The organism is Arthrobacter sp. P4_F10, assembly GCF_056401435.1.
Window position 1 is genome coordinate 571,790 of record NZ_JBFUJJ010000001.1, and the last position, 17,854, is coordinate 589,643.

A 17,854-nucleotide genomic window follows, 5' to 3' on the forward strand; every position below is an offset into this window, starting at 1 on the left:
CAAATCCTGGCTCTGCCGGCTCAGGCGAGGTTTTCCTTGAGCAGGGCACGGTGTTCGATCGCGGCTTCCCGGTGGAGCGCACGGCCGGCGTCGGTGAGTTCCAGAAAGAGTGAGCGCCGGTCATCTTGGCAGGAGCGGCGGGAAATGAGTCCGGCCTTGTCGAGCCGATCCACCACCTTGGACATGGCGCTCTGGGTCATGGGGGTGCGCTCACCCAGCTGCTTCATCCGGCACGCTGCGTCTTCGCTTTCGGCCACGAGATCCAGGATTTCAAACTCAGTCAGGCCGATGTTGAACCGCGACTCAAGGGCGCGGTCGATCGCCGCCGCGGTGCGGAAGTACGTGGTCTGGATGCTGCGCCATTGCTCAACCAGCTGGCGGTCCTGCGGTGTTGTCATGCCGAAATTCTAGTTCATGGCGAAATAAAAGTCCACGTCATAATATTCCTTGTCATTCAATGACGTGTCATATAAATTAGTGCCATGACCTCAACTTCCACTCTTCAAAGACCTGCCGGAGACCGGCTTGCTCCCGTCCGCTGGAGCCGTGCGCAGTGGATGCTGCTCCTGGTCCTGTGCACCGTTTTGGCGCTCGATGCGCTGGACGTGTCCATGGTCGGTGTGGCACTGCCTTCAATCGGCACTGAACTTCACCTGGGAACCGAGTCGCTCCAGTGGATCGTCTCCGCCTACGTGCTCGGTTACGGAAGCCTTCTTCTGCTGGGCGGCCGGATGGCCGATCTGCTCGGGCGGCGGCGCATCTTTTTGATCGCGCTCAGCGTCTTCGCCGCAGCTTCCCTGCTCGGCGGCCTGGTGGATGACCCCGCCCTGCTGATCGGCACCCGCTTCCTCAAGGGCCTAGCTGCCGCGTTCACCGCTCCTGCCGCGTTCTCGATCATCACCACCAACTTCGCGGAAGGTCGGGAACGCAACCGGGCCGTGTCCATCTTCACTACTTTCGGCGCCAGCGGCTTCTCACTCGGTCTGGTCGTCGGGGGCCTGATGACTGCGATGAGCTGGCGCTGGACCTTCCTGGTTTCGGTACCGGTGGCGGTCGCCGTCGTGATTCTTGGCCTGAAATACATCCCGCGGGACAACGCCGCCAGCAAGGCCGAGGGCAGTAATCATGACAGCGGGCACGACCTCTGGGGTGCCGTCACACTCGCCGCCGGCATGCTGGGGCTCGTGTACACACTCGTCGCGGCACCCGGGAACGGTTGGGGATCTGTGGCAACTATCGCCGGATTCGTGGCCTCGGCAGCGGTGCTGGCAGCCTTCGCGGTGATCGAGAACCGCGTCAGGCACCCCTTGATCAGGTTCAGCATCCTCAGGGAAGGTTGGGTGGCGCGGGCGAACCTCAGCGCCGTGGGGTTGTTCGGCTCATATTTGAGCTTCCAGTTCATCCTCACGCTCTACCTGCAGTCCGTGCTGGGATGGAGCCCCCTCGGCATGGCCCTGGCGCTTCTTCCCACGGGCCTGCTGGTGGCCTCGAGCGCACCTTTCGCTGACCGGCTCATCGACAAGTTTGGCGCACCGCGGCTGATCCTGACCGGCTTGTCCTCGCTGGCGCTCGGCTATCTGCTGTTTCTGCGGGTGGGCACGTCGCCCAACTACGTGACGGACATTCTGCCCTCAGTTCTGCTGCTGGGTGTCGGCTTCGCCCTGGCCTTCCCGTCAATCAACGTCCAGGCCACCGCGGGCATCCGGAACTCTGAGCAGGGTCTGGCGGCCGGCCTGATCCAGACCAGCACCCAGGTGGGGGCTGCACTGGTTCTCGCCGTCACCACCGCCATGGTCAGCGGTCACGGCAATGCGTCCGCCGGCGGCGCCGGCCTGGGTGCGGCGGCCATGCTGGAACAGTATCGCCCGGGCCTGATCCTGAGCGCGGCCGTGGCGCTTGCAGCCTTGCTCATCGCAGCGGCGCCCTCCCGGAGCCGGAAGCGGGTGGCAGTAGATCACTGAGTCGGCCTGGACGTGACGTCCAACCAGAGCCCCCGGCCTAGGCCGGGGGCTCTGGTTTGCGTTGGGCCTGAGACGGCCCTGTTGGGCGCAATGGCGCACGACTACGGAGGAACAAACGGGTGAACAGCGGGCAACTTAGAAAATAAAGCATATTTTTTGTGAAACATTTGACACAAAATTTGAGTCGTGGCACGCGCGCGCAAATGTTGTGCAAGCGCTTACATGCCTCACGTTCTGGCCCTCTTTCGTGCCTGAAATGTGGTTTTGAATCCTCGCCAGCACTGTCTACGGTGATGAACGTCCGGGAAGTCAGCACCCTCCCGGGCCATCAGGCGGGGCCCTACCGAGGTCCCGCCCCTCGACACAATGGCGTCCTCGATGACGCCTGCGGTGTCATCGGGGCTGCCGGAGTTTCGGGGAATGAGGGCACACGCCCGCCTTCCACGAATGGTCTCACTCCGCGAGAAGAGCAAAAATGCACGAGCATCCCAATACACCCCGGAAGCTGCGGTGGCGTTCTGTCGCCGCGGCACTGGCGGCGGCCGTGGCGGCCTCCGTCTTCCTTTCCGTTCCGTCAGCGCAGGCAAACACGCCCTCGGATCCGCCGAGCGGCGGGCAGATGCCGGCTCCGACGCCCGGCTTCCCCCTGCCCACGAAGCACACCCAGCAGTCGTTCGATCCCGCCGCAGCCTTCACCTCCAAGTGGACGCGTGCGGATGCCAAGCAGATCATGGCCCAAAGCAGCACCGCCGTGTCCCCGGGCCAGAACTCCATGAGCCCGAACGTCACCATGCCGGAAATCCCCGAGAACTTCCCGGCCATGAACGACGACGTGTGGGTTTGGGACACCTGGTCCCTGACCGACGAGAACGCAAACCAGATCAGCTACAAGGGCTGGGACGTCATCTTCTCACTCGTTGCTGATCGCCACGCCGGATACGGCTTCGACCAGCGGCACTGGAACGCACGGATCGGCTATTTCTTCCGCAAGACCAACGCCGACCCGGCCAAGGATAAGTGGAACTACGGTGGACACCTGTTCCTGGACAACACCTCCATCGGCAACACCGAATGGTCCGGTTCCACCCGTCTCATGCAGGGCGACAACGTCAACGTCTTCTACACGGCAACCACGTTCTACGACGTTGCCGAGCGCAACGCCGGCGGCGGCGGAATCGCCCCTGATGCCGTGATTGCCAAGGCGCTGGGCAACATCCACGCGGACCAGAACGGCGTGAGCTTCGACGGCTTCGAGCACACTAAGCTCCTCGAGCCCGACGGTGTCATGTACCAGAACAAGGCGCAGAACCCGGGCTTTGCCTTCCGGGACCCGTACACGTTTGCGGACCCGGCTCAGCCCGGCAAGACCTTCATGGTCTTCGAAGGCAACACCGGCGGCAAGCGCGGCGACTACAAGTGCAAGGACGAAGACCTGGGCTACCAGCCCGGCGATCCGAATGCCGAATCCACGAACACTGTGAACACCACGACCGGTTCCTGGTTCCAGACCGCCAATGTCGGCCTGGCCGTCGCGGACAACAAGGACCTGACCAAGTGGCACTTCCTGCCGCCGATCCTGTCCGCCAACTGCGTCAACGACCAGACCGAGCGCCCGCAGATCTTCATCCAGAACGAGGACGGCAAGAACAAGTACTACCTGTTCACCATCAGCCACCAGTTCACCTACGCTGACGGAATGCGTGGCCCCGACGGCGTCTACGGCTTCGTGGGCAACGGTGTCCGTTCCGACTACCAGCCGATGAACAACAGCGGCCTGGCTCTGGCTTCCCCCACGGACCTGAACATGCCGGCCAACGCGCCCGAAGGACCGAATCCCCTCCAGAACGGCCGCCAGTTCCAGGCTTACTCGCACTACGTGCAGCCGGGCGGTCTGGTGCAGTCCTTCATCGACAACGTGAACGGTGTCCGCGGCGGTTCACTCTCGCCCACCGTGAAGATCAACTTCCGCAACGGAGTTTCGGCAGTTGACCGCACCTTCGGCCAGAACGGCCTTGGCCCGTTCGGGTACCTGCCCACGAACCTCAACGTCGGCGGAGCCGGCCTTTACAAGTAGTGCAATAGGCAGTCATGAGGCGGAAGCGCCCGGAATTCCGGGCGCTTCCGTCCTCCGCATATACAGGCCATAGATGGGGCGGGATGGCTTCCGCCAGAAACAGGAATGTTGAGTCATGAAAAACCTTCGGACGATCTGGATTGTGCTCGCAGCAGCGGCCGCGGCCGTTCTTGTCGCGCTGGCGCTGGTCCCTGCGACGGGATCCCGTCCGGGCGCCCAGAGCCAGGCCGAGCAGGCGCATTCAGCTTTCGATCGGCCTGAGGGGGCATCCGAGTTCCGGCCGAGCTATCACATCACGCCCGCGAAGAACTGGATGAATGATCCGCAGCGTCCGATCCTGCTGGACGGCGTGTGGCACTACTACTACCTCTACAACGCGGGCTACCCGAAAGAGAACGGCACCGAGTGGTACCACCTGACCAGCACAGACCTGGTGCACTGGAAGGACGAGGGGGTGGCGATCGCCAAGTACAAAAACGGGCTGGGCGATATCGAGACCGGAAGCGCCGTGGTGGACCATGACAACTCGGCCGGCTTTGGCAAAGGAGCCGTGATCGCTGTCATGACGCAGCAGGACCAGGGAATCCAGCGGCAATCCCTGTTCTATTCCACCGACCACGGATACTCCTTCACCGCGTACAGGCAGAATCCGGTCATGGATAACCCCGGCGAACCGCACTGGCGGGATCCTAAGATCATCCGCGATGAAGCCCACGGCCAATGGGTGATGGCCCTGGCCGAAGGCGACAAAATCGGCATGTATACCTCGCCCGACCTGAAGGACTGGCGCTACGCCTCGGGCGTCGAACGCACCGGTCTTGGCGCCCTCGAATGCCCGGACCTCTTCCAACTGGATCTCGACGGTGATCCATCCAAACGGACCTGGGTCCTTGCCGCCAGCGCGAATGGAAAAGAAGAGGGATTCACCACTGGCGTTGCCTACTGGACTGGCGAGTGGGACGGAACCCGCTTCACCCCGTCCGGCGGGCCGCATCAGTGGCTCGACGCCGGCTCCGACTTCTACGCAGCCGTGACGTGGGACGATCCGAGGCTCACCGAAGGCCAGCGGATGTCCTCCAGGCACGCTATCGGGTGGATGAACAACTGGGCGTACGCCCGGCAGTTGCCCACCGAGGACTGGCACGGCGGCGCCGACTCCATGGTGCGCGACATCCGGCTGAAGACAATCGCGGGGACGCCGACCCTTGTGTCGAGCCCCTCCGCCGCCATGCAGTCCATTGAGGGCCCGGTGGCAACGACCGGGGAACGCCGGCTAACACAGGACGGCGCAGGACAGTTGCCGGCTCCGGAGGGCGGAGCGTACCGGCTCGATGTGACTCTTGAGCGGACGGCGGACGACGACGGTTCCGTTGCGAGGATCGAACTCGGAAGCGACGGGGAAACGTTCGCGACTGTCGGATATGACTTTGCCGACCAATCGGCATTCATCTCCCGCGAGGCTGATGCTGCCGCCACCGGCAAGGCCGGACTCAGTCCGGACTATCGGGCATCGCGGCGCGCAGTCAGCCCAGCGCGAGACGGCAAAGTGGAGCTATCGATATTCGTCGACTATAGCTCGGTGGAGGTTTTCATCAACGGCGGGGAAAAGACCATGACCTCACTCGTTTTCCCCTCCGCGGGGACGCCGAGCATCAAAGCCGCCACGGCGGGGGGCGCGCTGACGCTGAAGTCCTTCAGCTACAGGCGGTTGGCCTCCACACACTGACCGGTGACGTGCGGCCCACAGCGCACCGCACGACGGCGAAGAGCGAGTCCATTACGGGAGATAATCCGGGGCCGCGCCCAGACCGAAGTACTCCTCAAGGGTGCTAATCCCGGTCCAATGCATATCCTCGGCGATCGCCCGTCCCACATAGCGCAGATGCCATGGCTCGTAGGTGTAGCCGGTAGTGGCCCCGGCCCCGGCCGGATATCGGATGATGAATCCGTGCTCCCAGCCGTGCTGAGCAGCCCACTGGCCTGCCGGGGTAGTTGCGAAGCAGGCTTGCAGGGCGCAGGTTCCGCTGGCATTGCCGATGTCCATCGCCAGGCCGGTCTGGTGTTCGCTGTAGCCGGGCCGGGCTGCAAGGGTATCTGCCGTCGCCTGTCCGTACTGGCGCACGTAGCTGTCGTAGAGGCTGGCCTGCTCGCTGAACGAACGGTAGCCGCTGATCGGCATGACGTTCACGCCGGCCGCTTTGGCGGCTCTGGCAAACTGCTTGTAGGCGTCCGCGGCCTGCGTCCGCAAGCGTTCGCCCTGGACCCTGACCAGCTGCCCCGGCACATAAGCAGCCGGGTTCAGCTGCCGGTGCTTGTTGACCGCCACCTGCAGGCTGGCGGCAGAATCGAAGTCGTAGCCCACCGCGGCCACTGCCGTCACCGATGGTGCGATCATGCCGAGCGAAAGCACCAGCCCCGCCACAGCACCTGTCATCCTGCTGATTCCTTTAAGCACGATGGCCCCCAAGAAGTGTCCGGAACAGATGCGGGAACTCTACCGGTGTGCGGGGCCGTGGTCGAGGTTGAACGCTTTAGATGGTCAACGGAGGACGGCCAGACTCGCCAGGGTGCCGCCGTCGCCTTCGGCCAGCAGTCCGACGGCGTTGCCGGCGTGTGCAGGAAAGACCAGATCAGTGATGGTCGCCAGGCCGTCCTGCGCGAAGACTTCGACGGAACAGCGGTCCAGGAAGACCCGGAGCCGTAGCCGGCCGTCCTCCAATGGCACGGCAACGCGCTCCACCGACGGGAATGCCTCGTGGAACCCCACGTTGCCGGATCCGGTCCGGTCCAGGCTGAGCTCCGCCGTGAGGCAGTTGTAGGCCAGGACAATGCGCGCCCCGGCCCCGGCCCCGGGCCCGGACCTGGAGCCGGATGCACCGTCCGTTTCGCTGCCGGCCCGGAGCACGAGACCTACCCTGCTGGCAGTGCCCGGCTCGAATTCCGCATCGATTCGCAGCACATCACCGCAGGCCTCGGCTGGAAGCCACGTCACCCCTTCCGCCAACGGCTGCCGATCCATGGCAAACGGCTCTGCACAGTCGCTGTCGAACGGGTCCACCGCCTCCTGCACCAGCACGGGGCGCCCGCCGCGGGACACCAGCCTGACTTCACGGACAAGTGACATCGCGCTGCGCCAGCCGTCTGAGGGTGTTGAGGCGGCGTACTGCCAGTTGTTCATCCAGCCGATCATGAGCCGCCGGCCGTCCGGGACGTTGCTGAAGGACACGGCCGCGTAGTAGTCCCGCCCCCAGTCGAGCCATCCGTAGTCGGCCATCCGGCGGTCGTCGGCCTGCACGCCTTCGGTGACTGTGGTTTCGGAACGGAACCTCACGCCGTCGAACGTTCCGATGAAGTACTGGCCGCCGGAGCCGCCGGCGATGCCGCCGGGGCTCAGGTTTACCACCATGACCCACCGGGTGTTTGAGGCATCGCCGTCCACCGGCAGTTCAAACAGGTCCGGGCACTCCCACACCCCTCCCGTGGCGTTCGCGGGGCCAAAGGTGCTCAGGTACTCCCAGGACAACAGGTCCGCCGACTTGTAGAGAACCACCTCGTGGTTGAGAGCCTCGACGGCGACCATCACCCAATAGCTGCCGGCGTCACCGTCGTGCCAAAAGACCTTGGGGTCACGGAAGTCCGGGGACGCCCGGTCAAGCACTGGGTTCCCGGCGTACTTGGTCCAGGTGGCGCCCTCGTCCGTGCTGTAGGCGAGGGACTGTGCCTGCCGTCCGGCGAGCGGCGACGCGGGCGAATACGCGCTGGTGTAGATGGCCACCAGCGGAGGCACTCCGCCGACGCCTAAACCGCTGGTGTTATGGACATCGAGAACGGCGGAGCCGGAAAAGATGGCCTCCTGGTCATCGCACCAGATGGCCACGGGTTGCTCGTCCCAGTGCTGCAGGTCCGTGGATGTGGCGTGGCCCCAGGACATGTTGCCCCATTCAGCGCCGTGCGGGTTGTGCTGGTAGAAGAGGTGGTAGGTGCCGTTGGAGTAGACCAGGCCGTTGGGGTCGTTGAGCCAGTTGCGCTCCGCTGAGTAGTGCCACTGTGGCCGGTACTGGCAGTCGAGTTCGGTGAGTGTTTTCATGAGGGTTCTTTGCAGGCTTTCGCGTGAGGAGGCTGGTCAGCCCTTGACGCCGCTGGAGGCGATGCTGTTGATGAAGGATCGCTGGAACGCGACGAACAGGACCACCACGGGAATGGTGATGAGGGACGCGTAAGCCATCACCTCGCCCCAGGAGACGTTGAGCTGGAAGAAGTACTGGATGCCGATCATCACCGGGCGGAGCTCCTCGGACTGGACCACCATGAGCGGCCACAGGTAGGAGTTCCAGGCGGGCAGGAAGGTCAGGATGGCCACGGTGGCGGTGGCCGGTCCCGCGAGGGGCATGACCACCTTGCGGTAGATGGTGAACCAGCCGGCGCCGTCGATCCGGGCTGCCTCGTCCAGTTCCTTCGGGATGGACTCGAAGTACTGGTGGAACAGGTAGATGGAGAACGCGTTGGCGATGAAAGGGATGATCTGGACCTGGTAGGTGTCCAGCCAGCCCTTTGAGATTTCGAGGCTGAACCCGTTGAGCTCAAAGTACGGCAGCTGGTTGACCCACCACACCAGCGGCAGCGCCAGCGTCTGGAAGGGCACGATGAGGGTGGCGAGGATCGCGGTGAACACCACCCGCTTGCCGCGGACCTCCATGCGGGACAAGGCAAACGCGCAGAGGCTATTGATGAAGATGCCGAGCACCACCGTGACCGCGGAGATGCCGATGGAGTTGACCAGGAAGCGGGCGGCCGGGACCCGGTCGAACACGGCTGCGTAGTTGTCCAGCGAAATGTTGCCGATCGGCAGGAACGCTGCCACCGAGGACATGTCGCCGAAGATCTGCTGGTCCGGCTTGAGGGAGGACACCATCATGAACACGATGGGGAAGGCGGCGACGGCAGCGAACAGGAGGCGGACCGCCATGGTCGTTGCACTGCCGAGACCCTTGGAATTGAGTGTCTGTTTCACGTCAGTCCTTCTCTCGGGTCAGGTAGCGCTGCACTGCGGAGATCAGCAGCACGAGCACGAAGAACACGAGCGAGATGGCCGAGGCGTAGGAGGTCTCCTGCTGCTTGAAGCCGGAGCGCACCGCCTCGTAGATGATGGTGGTGGTGGAATCGAGGGGCCCGCCCTGGGTCATGACGCTGACCTGGTCGAAGAGCCCGAGCGCCTGGATGGTGATGGTCACCAGGACCAGGGTGCGCGTGTGTTTGAGGCCGGGCCAGGTCACGTAGCGGAACTGGTGCCAGCGGCTGGCCCCGTCGAGTTGGGCGGCCTCGTACAGTTCCCCGGAGATGCTCTGCAGACCTGCGAGCCAGATGATCATGTGGAAACCCGCGGCCTGCCAGATGGACAGGGCGATGATGGCCGGCATGGCGGTGGCGGGATCGTTGAGCCAGTCCGGGCCGTTGATCAGGCCGAAACTGGCCGTCGACAGCAACTCATTGATCAGGCCGTCCTTGCGGTACATGAACATCCACAGCAGGGACACCACCACCATGGACGTCACCACGGGAAGGAAGTAGATGGTGCGGAAGAAGTTTACGCCGCGGAACTTCTTGTTGATCAGGAGGGCCATCGCCAGGGCGAGGCCCGACTGGACCGGCACCACCACGACGGCGAAATAGCTGACGTTCAGCAGCGACCGCCAAAACGTGGGATCCGCGAAGAGCCGCGCGAAGTTGTCCGTGCCGACGAACTCAACGGGCCGCGGGGAAACAAGCCGGGCGTTGGTAAATGCCAGGCCGAAGCCCATGATCGCCGGGAGGAAGACGAAGGCGAGCAGGAGGACCGCGGCCGGGGCGATCATTCCCCAGCCGCTGATCTGTTCGCGCAGGCGGCGTGGGCGGCGGCGCGGTTTGCTGGGCGGTGCGGCCGGGGCCGGATCCGCCAGGCCGCGGCCGGGGGAGGGGAGCTGGGTTGTTGTCATGGTTTTCTCCGTCGACAGTCAGGGCCGGAGGTACGACGGCGGCGGTTGCGCACCGCCGTCGTACCGCGGGCAGCCGGCTAGTTCTTGTAGCCGCCGTTGGACTTGATGTTGGCGTCAATGGCCTTGACCGACTTGTCCAGCGCCGTCTTGGGGTCGGCGCCGGCGAGGATGTCCTGGACAGCCTTGCCGTATTCGGTGGCGATGAAGGGATAGGCCGGGGTTTCAGGGCGCATCACCGCGTAGTTGCGGGAGAGTTCCATGAAGATCCGGTTTGTGCCGCCCTTGGCGTACGCGGGGATCAGTGCGGCGGCCTCGTCGGTGGCCGGGATGGTGCCCGTTGCCTTCGCCACCGCGGCCAGGTTTTCCGGCTTCAGTGAGTAGGAGAGGTAGTCCATGGCTGCCGCGGAGTTGGTGCAGCCGCTGGTCACACCCCACTGCCAGGAGGCGCCGCCGATCTTGGGGCCGTTCCCGAGGTCCACTGACGGCATGACCACGAGGTCCTTACCCACCGCTGCGCGTGCCTTGTCCGCGGCCCAGGAGCCGGTGTAGAGAATGCCGCTCTTGTTGTTGAGGAAGTCCTGGGTGGAGTCCTTGCCGCTCTTCTTGGCCATGAATCCCTGGTCGGCAAGGCCGCGGAACCACTGGGCCCATTCGACGGCCTTGTCGCCATTGAGGGTGCCGTCTGCCGACTGGAACCCGTCGCGGTTGATCAGGTCCCCACCGAAGGACTGCAGGAACGGCGAGTAGGCGTAGGGCAGCCACTCGCCGGTTCCGGCGGTACCCATGTCCAGCGGGTATTCCCACTTGCCCAGGGCCTTGAGTTTGCTCAGCGCGTCCTGGAACTCGTCCTTGGTCCACGGCTTCTCGACAGTGGCGACGCGGACACCGGCTGCCTTGAGGTCGGAGGCGCGTGCAAGCATCGCCAGCGCGACGTCATAGGTGCCCACGGCGTAGGTCTCGCCCTCCCATTTGGCCACCGTGCTCGGCAGATTCTTGGACACATCCGCGTCGAGCTGCAGCGGTGTCAGATACTTCGCCCAGGCCCAGTTGGGAACATTGGGGCCATCAATGTCAACAATGCAGGGAAGCTTCCCGGAGGCCGCGGCCGAGACCACGGAGTCGTTGTAGGAGTCCTGCGGGAACGCCTGGACCTTGATCTTGACCTTGGCGCCGGCGCTCTTGTTGTACGAGTCCACGATGTTTTCAATCGCCGTGAGTTCTTCGGGGTTGCCCGCGTTGTGGGTCCACATGGTGATCTCGTTGGAGCCTGCGGACGGGGCCGAGGCGCTGCCCTTTCCGCAGGCGCCCAGGGAGCCGACAAGGGCCGCCGCAGCTACACTGGTGGCGAGGATCCGGGTGAATCGCTTGTTCATGATGGTCAATCTTTCTGCTGAATTTGGGCGTGGGGGATTGTCCCGGGTCCGGCGGGACGCGGCCGGTGCAACGGCTGCGTCCCTTTTCGTGCGGTCCCCGGGCAGTGGAACAGTGGAGCGGTGGAACGGTTCGGTGAGGGCGCCTCTTGCCGGCAATCAGCTAACTTGGCGGCGGGCCGAGGGACCCCCGCTCAATGAGGGGGCACTCCAGTTGCGTCTGGGCTGCCGGTGCGCCGGGATTTTCAATGTCGTCCAGGACTCGGTTGACCGCCCAACGGCCCATCTCGTAGTGGGGAAGGGCGACGGTAGTGAGCCCCGGCCACAGGGCGTCTGCGATGATTTCGAGATTGTCGATCCCCACAATGGACACGTCCTGGGGAATGCGCAGCCCCAATGCCGTGGCCGCTTGGTAGGCGCCCATGGCAACCCTGTCACTGAAGCAGAACAGGGCCGTGGGCCGGTCGGGCTGACCGAGAAGCCCCAGCGCGGCCTCGCGGCCCCCCGCGGTTTCGGGCTGGCCGATCACGAAGTGGCGGGGGTCGTGCTCCAGGCCGTGCCGCCGGAGAGCGTTAAGGAAACCCTCCCTGCGGCCGTGCGTGGCGGGGATGTCGTCCACGTTGTTGATCATCCCGATCCGGGTGTGGCCCGCCTGGATGATTGCTTCAACGGCCGTCTCGGCAGCGGCCACTTCATCGGGGATAACCGAGGAAATGGACCTGTTGTCAGTGACGGAATCCAACAGCACGGTGGGAAGGCCCTCCAGTTCCGCGGGGACCCGCACGCTCTGGTGGTACATCCGGGCATAAACCACCCCGTCCACCTGGTGCTGCCGCAGCATGTTGATTTCACGCTTTTCCAGCTCGCTGTCCAGGCCGGAATTGACCACCATCACCACATAGCCGCGGTCATAGGCGGCGTCCTGCGCCCCGCGGATCATTGCGCCTGCAAAGGGGGTGGTGGTGATTTCGTCGCTCACCAGCCCAAGGATCTGGGAGCGCTGGTTGCGCAGTCCGCTGGCCATCTTGTTCGGGGCGTACCCAAGATCCCTGGCCACGTCCCGGACGAGTTGCTGCGTCGCTGCCTTCACCCGGAAACTCGTGGCGTCGTTGAGGGCATGCGACACCGTGGTGACTGAAACCCCGGCGGCCTTGGCCACGTCGCGTATTCCCACTTTTGTCGTCATTGACTTCCCTTTGCAAAACGTTTTGTATCTGGTGTGAGCTACGCTACACAAAACGTTTTGCATTTGTCAACAGAGGGGTGGCGACATCGCTTGCGCCCTCGGCTACGTTGGCCGGATTGGGGGTGTCTGATAGACACTGCCACCGGCCGCCCGGCCTGCGTAGCGTGGTGGATGTGGAAAGAAAAGAGGAAATCCGTGAGTTCCTGATCTCGCGGCGCGCGAAGATCAGCCCGGAACAGGCCGGCATCCCCAGCTACGGGGAGCTGCGCCGCGTGCCAGGCCTGCGCCGTGAGGAAGTGGCGCAGCTCGCCGGGGTGAGCACGGACTACTACACGCGGCTTGAGCGCGGCAGCCTGCGCGGCGTCTCGGACGCGGTGCTCGAGGCGGTCGGCTCTGCCCTTCGGCTGGACGACGCCGAGCGGGCGCACCTGATGGATCTGGTGCGGACGGCCAGCACACCGTCGCGCCGGGCGCCGCTCCGGCCCACGCAGCAGCGGGTCCGCCCCGGGGTGTTGCGACTCCTGGACGGCATGACCGGAGTGGTCGCCCTGGTGCAGAACGGGCGTTCGGACGTGCTGGCCGCCAACTTGCTGGGCCGTGCGCTGTACGCGGAGGTGTTCAACTCTGCCGTACAGTCGGGGCCGGCCACGCCGGGGCGGCTGCCGAACCAGGCACGCTACCTCTTCCTCGATCCGCACGCAGGTGACCTCTACCCCGATTGGCACGCGATCGCCGCCACCACGGTGGCGATGCTGCGCCTGGAAGCGGGCAGGAACCCGCACGATCGGGCACTGAACGAGCTGGTCGGGGAGCTGACCACACGCAGCGGGCTGTTCGCCGCACTATGGGCCGGACACGACGTGCGGATCCACACCACAGGGACCAAGCGCTTCCACCACCCCGTCGCGGGGGACCTGGCCCTGCAGTTCGAGACGCTGGCCCTTCCCGGAGATGAGGGACAGACCCTGTTCACCTTCACCGCGGAGCCCGGCTCCGGGTCCGAAAACGCGCTGGCGTTCCTCGCCAGCTGGGCGGCAACGCCTCCCGAAACAACCACCACCGGCGGTCCCGCCGGTGGATCGACCGTCCCCGAGATGCGCGCCCACGCGCAGCCGGGGCCACACAACCCAGGAAAGACAGAACCGTCACATGAGTGAACACAACGACAACATGACAGGCCAGAAGGAAAACATGCCCGGGAAGAAAGTCTGGTTCATCACCGGCGCCGGCCGCGGCATGGGCACCGACATCGCGAAGGCAGCCCTGGCCGCCGGGCACGCGGTGGTCGCCACCGGACGCGACCCGGAAAAGGTCGCCCAGGCCGTGGGCCAGAGCGAGAACCTGATGGCCGTGCAGCTCGACGTCACCGACCCCGCCGCGGCGGAAGCGGCCGTGCAGGCCGCCGTCGACCGGTTCGGCCGGATCGACGTGCTCGTCAACAACGCCGGCAACTTCTACGCAGGCTTCTTCGAGGAAATCACCCCGGAGGACTTCCGGGCGCAGATCGAAACCACCATGTTCGGCCCCATGAACGTCACCCGCGCGGCCCTGCCGGTCCTGAGGGCCCAGCGCTCAGGGCTGGTGGTCACAATCTCTTCGACCGCGGGGATCGCAGGCGGGGAGTTCCTGTCTGCCTACGCCGCATCAAAGTTCGGCGTCGAGGGCTGGGCCGAGTCCCTGGCCCCCGAAGTCGCCCCGTTCGGGATCCGCACCATGCTCGTGGAGCCGGGGTTCTTCCGCACCGAACTGCTCACACCGGAATCCACGAGCTACGCCGAATCCACCATCAACGACTACGCCGAGCGCACCCGCCAGACCGTCGCCGCCTGGCAAAGCCTGGACGGACAGCAGGGCGGGGATCCCGCCAAGCTCGCCGACGCCCTGATYCAGCTCGCCGAACTGGACGAGCCGCCGCTGCGCTTTGCCGCCGGCGCAGACGCCGTCGGCGTATTCGAGACCCGGGCCAAGGCGCTCCAGGACCAGGCCGGCGCCCACCGCGAGCTCTCCAGCAACCTCGCCCACGACGCCGCCTGATAAAACGCAAACGGACGACGGCGGGAGGTCGGCGGTTTCTAGCGGTCGTTGCAACACTGCTGGTGGCTAGGCGGTCATTAGTAGATCACGCACGCGCTCGGCCGGGGTATCCCAGCCGAGCGTTTTGCGTGGTCGGGCGTTGAGTTCCTGGGCCACGTGTTCAAGGTCTTCGGGGCCGTAGACGGACAAGTCGGTTCCTTTGGGGAAGTACTGACCCGTGCGGAACTGGCCGATCTGATTCGGGTTGATTCCACGCATATGGCAACCGGTCATTTTGACGACGTGCTTCGGGAGTCGGCGTATTGGGCTAGGGGATGGGCTTCGACGGCGATGTCGAGTTCTTCCAGGGTCGGGGGGTTCGCTCCCGGGCGCTGTACGGTAATGGCCGCGGCTGCAGCTGCGGTGTGTCCAAGCTGCTCCAAGACAGCTGGGGCGAAGCCTTCGGTTCCTCGGGTGAGAAAGCCCAGGATCAGGGCGGACATGTAGGAGTCCCCGGCGCCGATGGTGTCGGCAACTTTTGACTTCACCGCAGGAATGCTGATGTTAGCGGCGGTTGTGGTGAATTGTGAGCCTTCGGCGCCCTTGGTGATGACGGTAAGCCCGGTGCCCAAACCGAGGATGTGGGCTGCGGTTTCGTCCAGGCTGTTTTGCGGGTACAGCCATTGGGCGTCTTCGTCGCTGAGTTTGACGACGTCGGTTAGTGGCACGAGCTCTTCGAAGGTGGCCTTCGCTTCTGCATGGCTGCCGAGCAGGGCTGGCCTGATGTTGGGATCGTAGGTGATCATGCAGTGTCTGTGTGCCTGTTCGAGCAGTGACCTCACGGCGCCGGCGCCGGGTTTGAGGAAAGTGGCGATGGAACCGGTGTGCAGTATTTTGGGGACGCAGGCGGGGACTGCTGGGGCAAGGTCCCAGATGATGTCGAAGTCGTACTTGGCCGAGCCGTCCGGTTCAAGGGTTGCTGTTGCCGATGCTGTCCGGGTGAGGGATTTTGATCCGGGCAGAAGTATGACGCCTGCGCTGCTGAGATGCTTTTCGATAGAGTCTCCCCGCGCGTCCGGGGCAATGGCCGTGAGCAGACCTGTTGTTACGCCGAGGCGGCCGAGTCCGTAGGCGACGTTGGCCGGTGAACCGCCGGGGTGTTCCACTTTGTCGTGCGACGTGGTGACCACGTCGATCAGCGCTTCGCCTACGACCATGACGTCGAGGGAATGGTGAGCGCCGGGCCGGGCTGTTTTGAGGTAATCCATGGTGTGTCTCTCGTAGGAAGCTGATGGCGGGGCTTGTTCAGAGCCGCTTCAGTCCGCGGACCGGCAGCCGGGTCCGCGGACTGAAAATAGGGGCGGCAGGTGATCAGGCGGTGGCTGCACCGGTCATGATCGCGACCGCGTCGGTCATGGTGTGTGACTGCGGGGTGATGGTGGCAGCGCACTTACCGAGGCGTTGGATGTGGATCCTGTCCGCCACGTCAAATACGTGGGGCATGTTGTGGCTGATCAGGATGACTGGCAGTCCGCGGTCCCGGAGGTCCCGGACCAGCTGCAGGACCTGGTTTGATTCCCGGACGCCGAGTGCCGCCGTCGGCTCGTCCAACACGACGACCTTTGAACCGAACGCCGCGGCGCGGGCCACGGCGACAGCCTGGCGCTGGCCGCCCGAGAGGTTCTCCACCGGCACTGTGACGTCCTGCAGGGTGGAGATGCCCAGCCGGGTCAGCTCTTCCTTGGCCTTCCGGCGCATACCTTTGGTGTCGAGCATCCGGAACACGCTCCCGAGGAGTCCTGCACGCCGTTCCTCCCGGCCGAGGAATAGGTTGGAGGCGACGTCCAGGGCCGGTGAGACGGCGAGGTTCTGGTACACGGTTTCGATGCCGTGGACACGGGCGTCCTGAGGGCGTTTGAAGTGCACCGGCTGTCCTGAGACGAAGAGTTCTCCTGTGTCCGGGACTTCGGCGCCGGTGAGGCATTTGATCAGGGTTGATTTGCCTGCGCCGTTGTCGCCGATGATCGCGAGGACTTCGCCCGGGTAGAGGTCGAGACTGACTCCGTCGAGGCCCACGACGCGGCCGAAGGTCTTGACGAGATTTCGGGCCTGCAGGATGGGTTCGCGGGTGGTGACGTGCGGCGCTGTAAATTCTGTCATGGTCATGACTTGACCTTTCGGATCCACTGGTCGATGGACACAGCGAGGATGATCAGGACGCCCACTGCGAGTGTCTGGTACAAAACGTCGAGCCCGGCAAGGGAGAGACCGTTGCGGAAGACGCCTACGATCAGGGCCCCGAGGAGTGATCCCCAGATGGATCCGCGGCCGCCGAAGAGGCTGGTTCCGCCGATGACGACGGCCGTGATGGAGTCCAGGTTCAGGTCTACGCCGGCGTTGGGGCTGGCGGCGTTGGTCCGCCCGATCTGGATCCAGGCGCCGGCGGCCAGGACAGCGCCGGCAGCGAGGTAGACGCTCATGAGCACCCGGCTGACGGGGATGCCGGCCAGGCGGGCGGCTTCCTTGTCATCGCCCACGGCGTAGACGTGCCGGCCCCAGGCCGTCTTGCCCAGGATGAAGGCAACAGCGATGTAGAGCAGGAGCATCATGACGACGCCGGTGGAGATCCGCACAGGGCCGAGCGGGAATGTGGTGCCGGTCCAGGTCAGCAGAGGCGGCATGGCCGAGCCGCGCACTGTCGCTCCGTTGGAATAGAGCAGTGTCAGGGCGATGAAGATGTTCAGCGTGCCGAGGGTGACGATGAACGGCGGGAGCCGGAACCGGGTGACCAGGAATCCGTTGAGTGCTCCGGCGGCGAGTCCGACGACGAGGCCTGCGAGCAGGGCAATAGGTGCGGGCAGTCCGTTGTTGACGGCAAGCTGGGCCATGACCATGGAGGAGAGGATCATGACGGCACCGACGGAGAGGTCGATGCCGGCGGTGAGGATGATGAGGGTCTGGGCGATGGCCAGGGTGCCGACGACGGAGACCTGCTGGGTTATCAGGGAGAGGTTTTCAACCCGCAGGAACCTGTCATTGAGGAGGCCGAACACCACCACCGCGATGAGAAGTACGAGAGCGGGGCTGACGGCGGGGTAGCGGTGAAGGATATTGCGTATCCGGCTGAGCGGTGTCTGGCGGTCAAGGAATTCCTCCGCCAGGTCGGCATGCCCGGCGCTGGGCGGGCCGGCGGTCTGTTGCTGGGTCACGATTGGTCCTGATCTTCCGTGATGGTTGCTAGGGCGGCCCTAGCTCGGTAGATGCGGGGCGGGGAGGCC

At 64.7% G+C, this 17,854-nt stretch carries 15 protein-coding genes and 1 pseudogene; 5 read left to right on the forward strand and 11 right to left on the reverse strand.

Annotated elements, in window-relative coordinates:
* Positions 1 to 20 precede the first annotated feature (20 nt).
* Positions 21 to 398, reverse strand: a complete 378-nt coding sequence (locus AC1DR1_RS02665) for a MarR family winged helix-turn-helix transcriptional regulator (RefSeq protein ID WP_476992137.1) — start codon at positions 396 to 398, stop codon at positions 21 to 23.
* Positions 399 to 482: 84 nt separating this feature from the next.
* Between AC1DR1_RS02665 and AC1DR1_RS02670 the strand changes: the two genes are divergently transcribed.
* From AC1DR1_RS02670 to AC1DR1_RS02680, 3 genes are all read left to right on the forward strand, one after another.
* Positions 483 to 1,961: an MFS transporter gene (locus AC1DR1_RS02670; RefSeq protein WP_364746780.1), complete on the forward strand. Its 1,479-nt coding sequence runs from the start codon at positions 483 to 485 to the stop codon at positions 1,959 to 1,961.
* Positions 1,962 to 2,436: 475 nt separating this feature from the next.
* Positions 2,437 to 4,035: a glycoside hydrolase family 68 protein gene (locus tag AC1DR1_RS02675; RefSeq protein WP_229993587.1), complete on the forward strand. Its 1,599-nt coding sequence runs from the start codon at positions 2,437 to 2,439 to the stop codon at positions 4,033 to 4,035.
* A 115-nt stretch (positions 4,036 to 4,150) separates the two neighbouring features.
* Positions 4,151 to 5,761 carry a glycoside hydrolase family 32 protein gene (locus tag AC1DR1_RS02680; protein WP_476992138.1) on the forward strand — a complete coding sequence of 537 codons (1,611 nt, stop codon included), beginning with the start codon at positions 4,151 to 4,153 and terminating at the stop codon, positions 5,759 to 5,761.
* 51 nt (positions 5,762 to 5,812) lie between these two features.
* Here the strand turns inward: AC1DR1_RS02680 and AC1DR1_RS02685 are convergent, their stop codons facing one another.
* The 6 genes from AC1DR1_RS02685 to AC1DR1_RS02710 form a co-directional block, all read right to left on the reverse strand.
* A complete protein-coding gene (locus tag AC1DR1_RS02685; RefSeq protein ID WP_364746784.1) occupies positions 5,813 to 6,469 on the reverse strand; it encodes a M15 family metallopeptidase in 657 nt (218 codons plus the stop codon).
* Between the two features lie 105 nt (positions 6,470 to 6,574).
* The gene (locus AC1DR1_RS02690; protein WP_476992139.1) at positions 6,575 to 8,122 is read right to left on the reverse strand and encodes a glycoside hydrolase family 32 protein; all 1,548 of its coding nucleotides are present in this window, start codon (positions 8,120 to 8,122) and stop codon (positions 6,575 to 6,577) included.
* A gap of 36 nt (positions 8,123 to 8,158) precedes the next feature.
* Positions 8,159 to 9,001, reverse strand: coding sequence for a carbohydrate ABC transporter permease (locus tag AC1DR1_RS02695; protein WP_364747070.1), 843 nt, complete (start codon positions 8,999 to 9,001; stop codon positions 8,159 to 8,161).
* A 46-nt stretch (positions 9,002 to 9,047) separates the two neighbouring features.
* Positions 9,048 to 10,007 (reverse strand): carbohydrate ABC transporter permease, encoded by a 960-nt coding sequence (locus tag AC1DR1_RS02700; protein ID WP_364746787.1) that lies wholly within the window; start codon positions 10,005 to 10,007, stop codon positions 9,048 to 9,050.
* A gap of 77 nt (positions 10,008 to 10,084) precedes the next feature.
* Entirely contained in the window at positions 10,085 to 11,380 is a 1,296-nt protein-coding gene (locus AC1DR1_RS02705) for a sugar ABC transporter substrate-binding protein (protein ID WP_476992140.1), read from the reverse strand.
* A gap of 160 nt (positions 11,381 to 11,540) precedes the next feature.
* Positions 11,541 to 12,563, reverse strand: coding sequence for a LacI family DNA-binding transcriptional regulator (locus AC1DR1_RS02710; protein ID WP_364746791.1), 1,023 nt, complete (start codon positions 12,561 to 12,563; stop codon positions 11,541 to 11,543).
* Positions 12,564 to 12,736: 173 nt separating this feature from the next.
* Here AC1DR1_RS02710 and AC1DR1_RS02715 point away from each other — a divergent pair, with 173 nt between their 5' ends.
* Positions 12,737 to 13,720, forward strand: a complete 984-nt coding sequence (locus AC1DR1_RS02715; RefSeq protein WP_364746793.1) for a helix-turn-helix transcriptional regulator — start codon at positions 12,737 to 12,739, stop codon at positions 13,718 to 13,720.
* Positions 13,713 to 14,597 carry an SDR family oxidoreductase gene (locus tag AC1DR1_RS02720; protein WP_476992141.1) on the forward strand — a complete coding sequence of 295 codons (885 nt, stop codon included), beginning with the start codon at positions 13,713 to 13,715 and terminating at the stop codon, positions 14,595 to 14,597. Before AC1DR1_RS02715 ends, AC1DR1_RS02720 begins: the two co-directional genes overlap by 8 nt.
* Before the next feature lie 66 nt (positions 14,598 to 14,663).
* Here the strand turns inward: AC1DR1_RS02720 and AC1DR1_RS02725 are convergent.
* From AC1DR1_RS02725 to AC1DR1_RS02740, 4 genes and pseudogenes are all read right to left on the reverse strand, one after another.
* Positions 14,664 to 14,852, reverse strand: a pseudogene (locus AC1DR1_RS02725) (IS30 family transposase); the annotation flags it as partial.
* A gap of 14 nt (positions 14,853 to 14,866) precedes the next feature.
* On the reverse strand, positions 14,867 to 15,844 hold the full coding sequence (locus AC1DR1_RS02730; RefSeq protein WP_476992142.1) for a carbohydrate kinase family protein: 978 nt from the start codon (positions 15,842 to 15,844) through the stop codon (positions 14,867 to 14,869).
* A 103-nt stretch (positions 15,845 to 15,947) separates the two neighbouring features.
* Positions 15,948 to 16,742 (reverse strand): ATP-binding cassette domain-containing protein, encoded by a 795-nt coding sequence (locus AC1DR1_RS02735; RefSeq protein ID WP_476992143.1) that lies wholly within the window; start codon positions 16,740 to 16,742, stop codon positions 15,948 to 15,950.
* Positions 16,739 to 17,785, reverse strand: coding sequence for an ABC transporter permease (locus AC1DR1_RS02740; RefSeq protein WP_476992144.1), 1,047 nt, complete (start codon positions 17,783 to 17,785; stop codon positions 16,739 to 16,741). Before AC1DR1_RS02740 ends, AC1DR1_RS02735 begins: the two co-directional genes overlap by 4 nt.
* Positions 17,786 to 17,854: the final 69 nt, after the last annotated feature.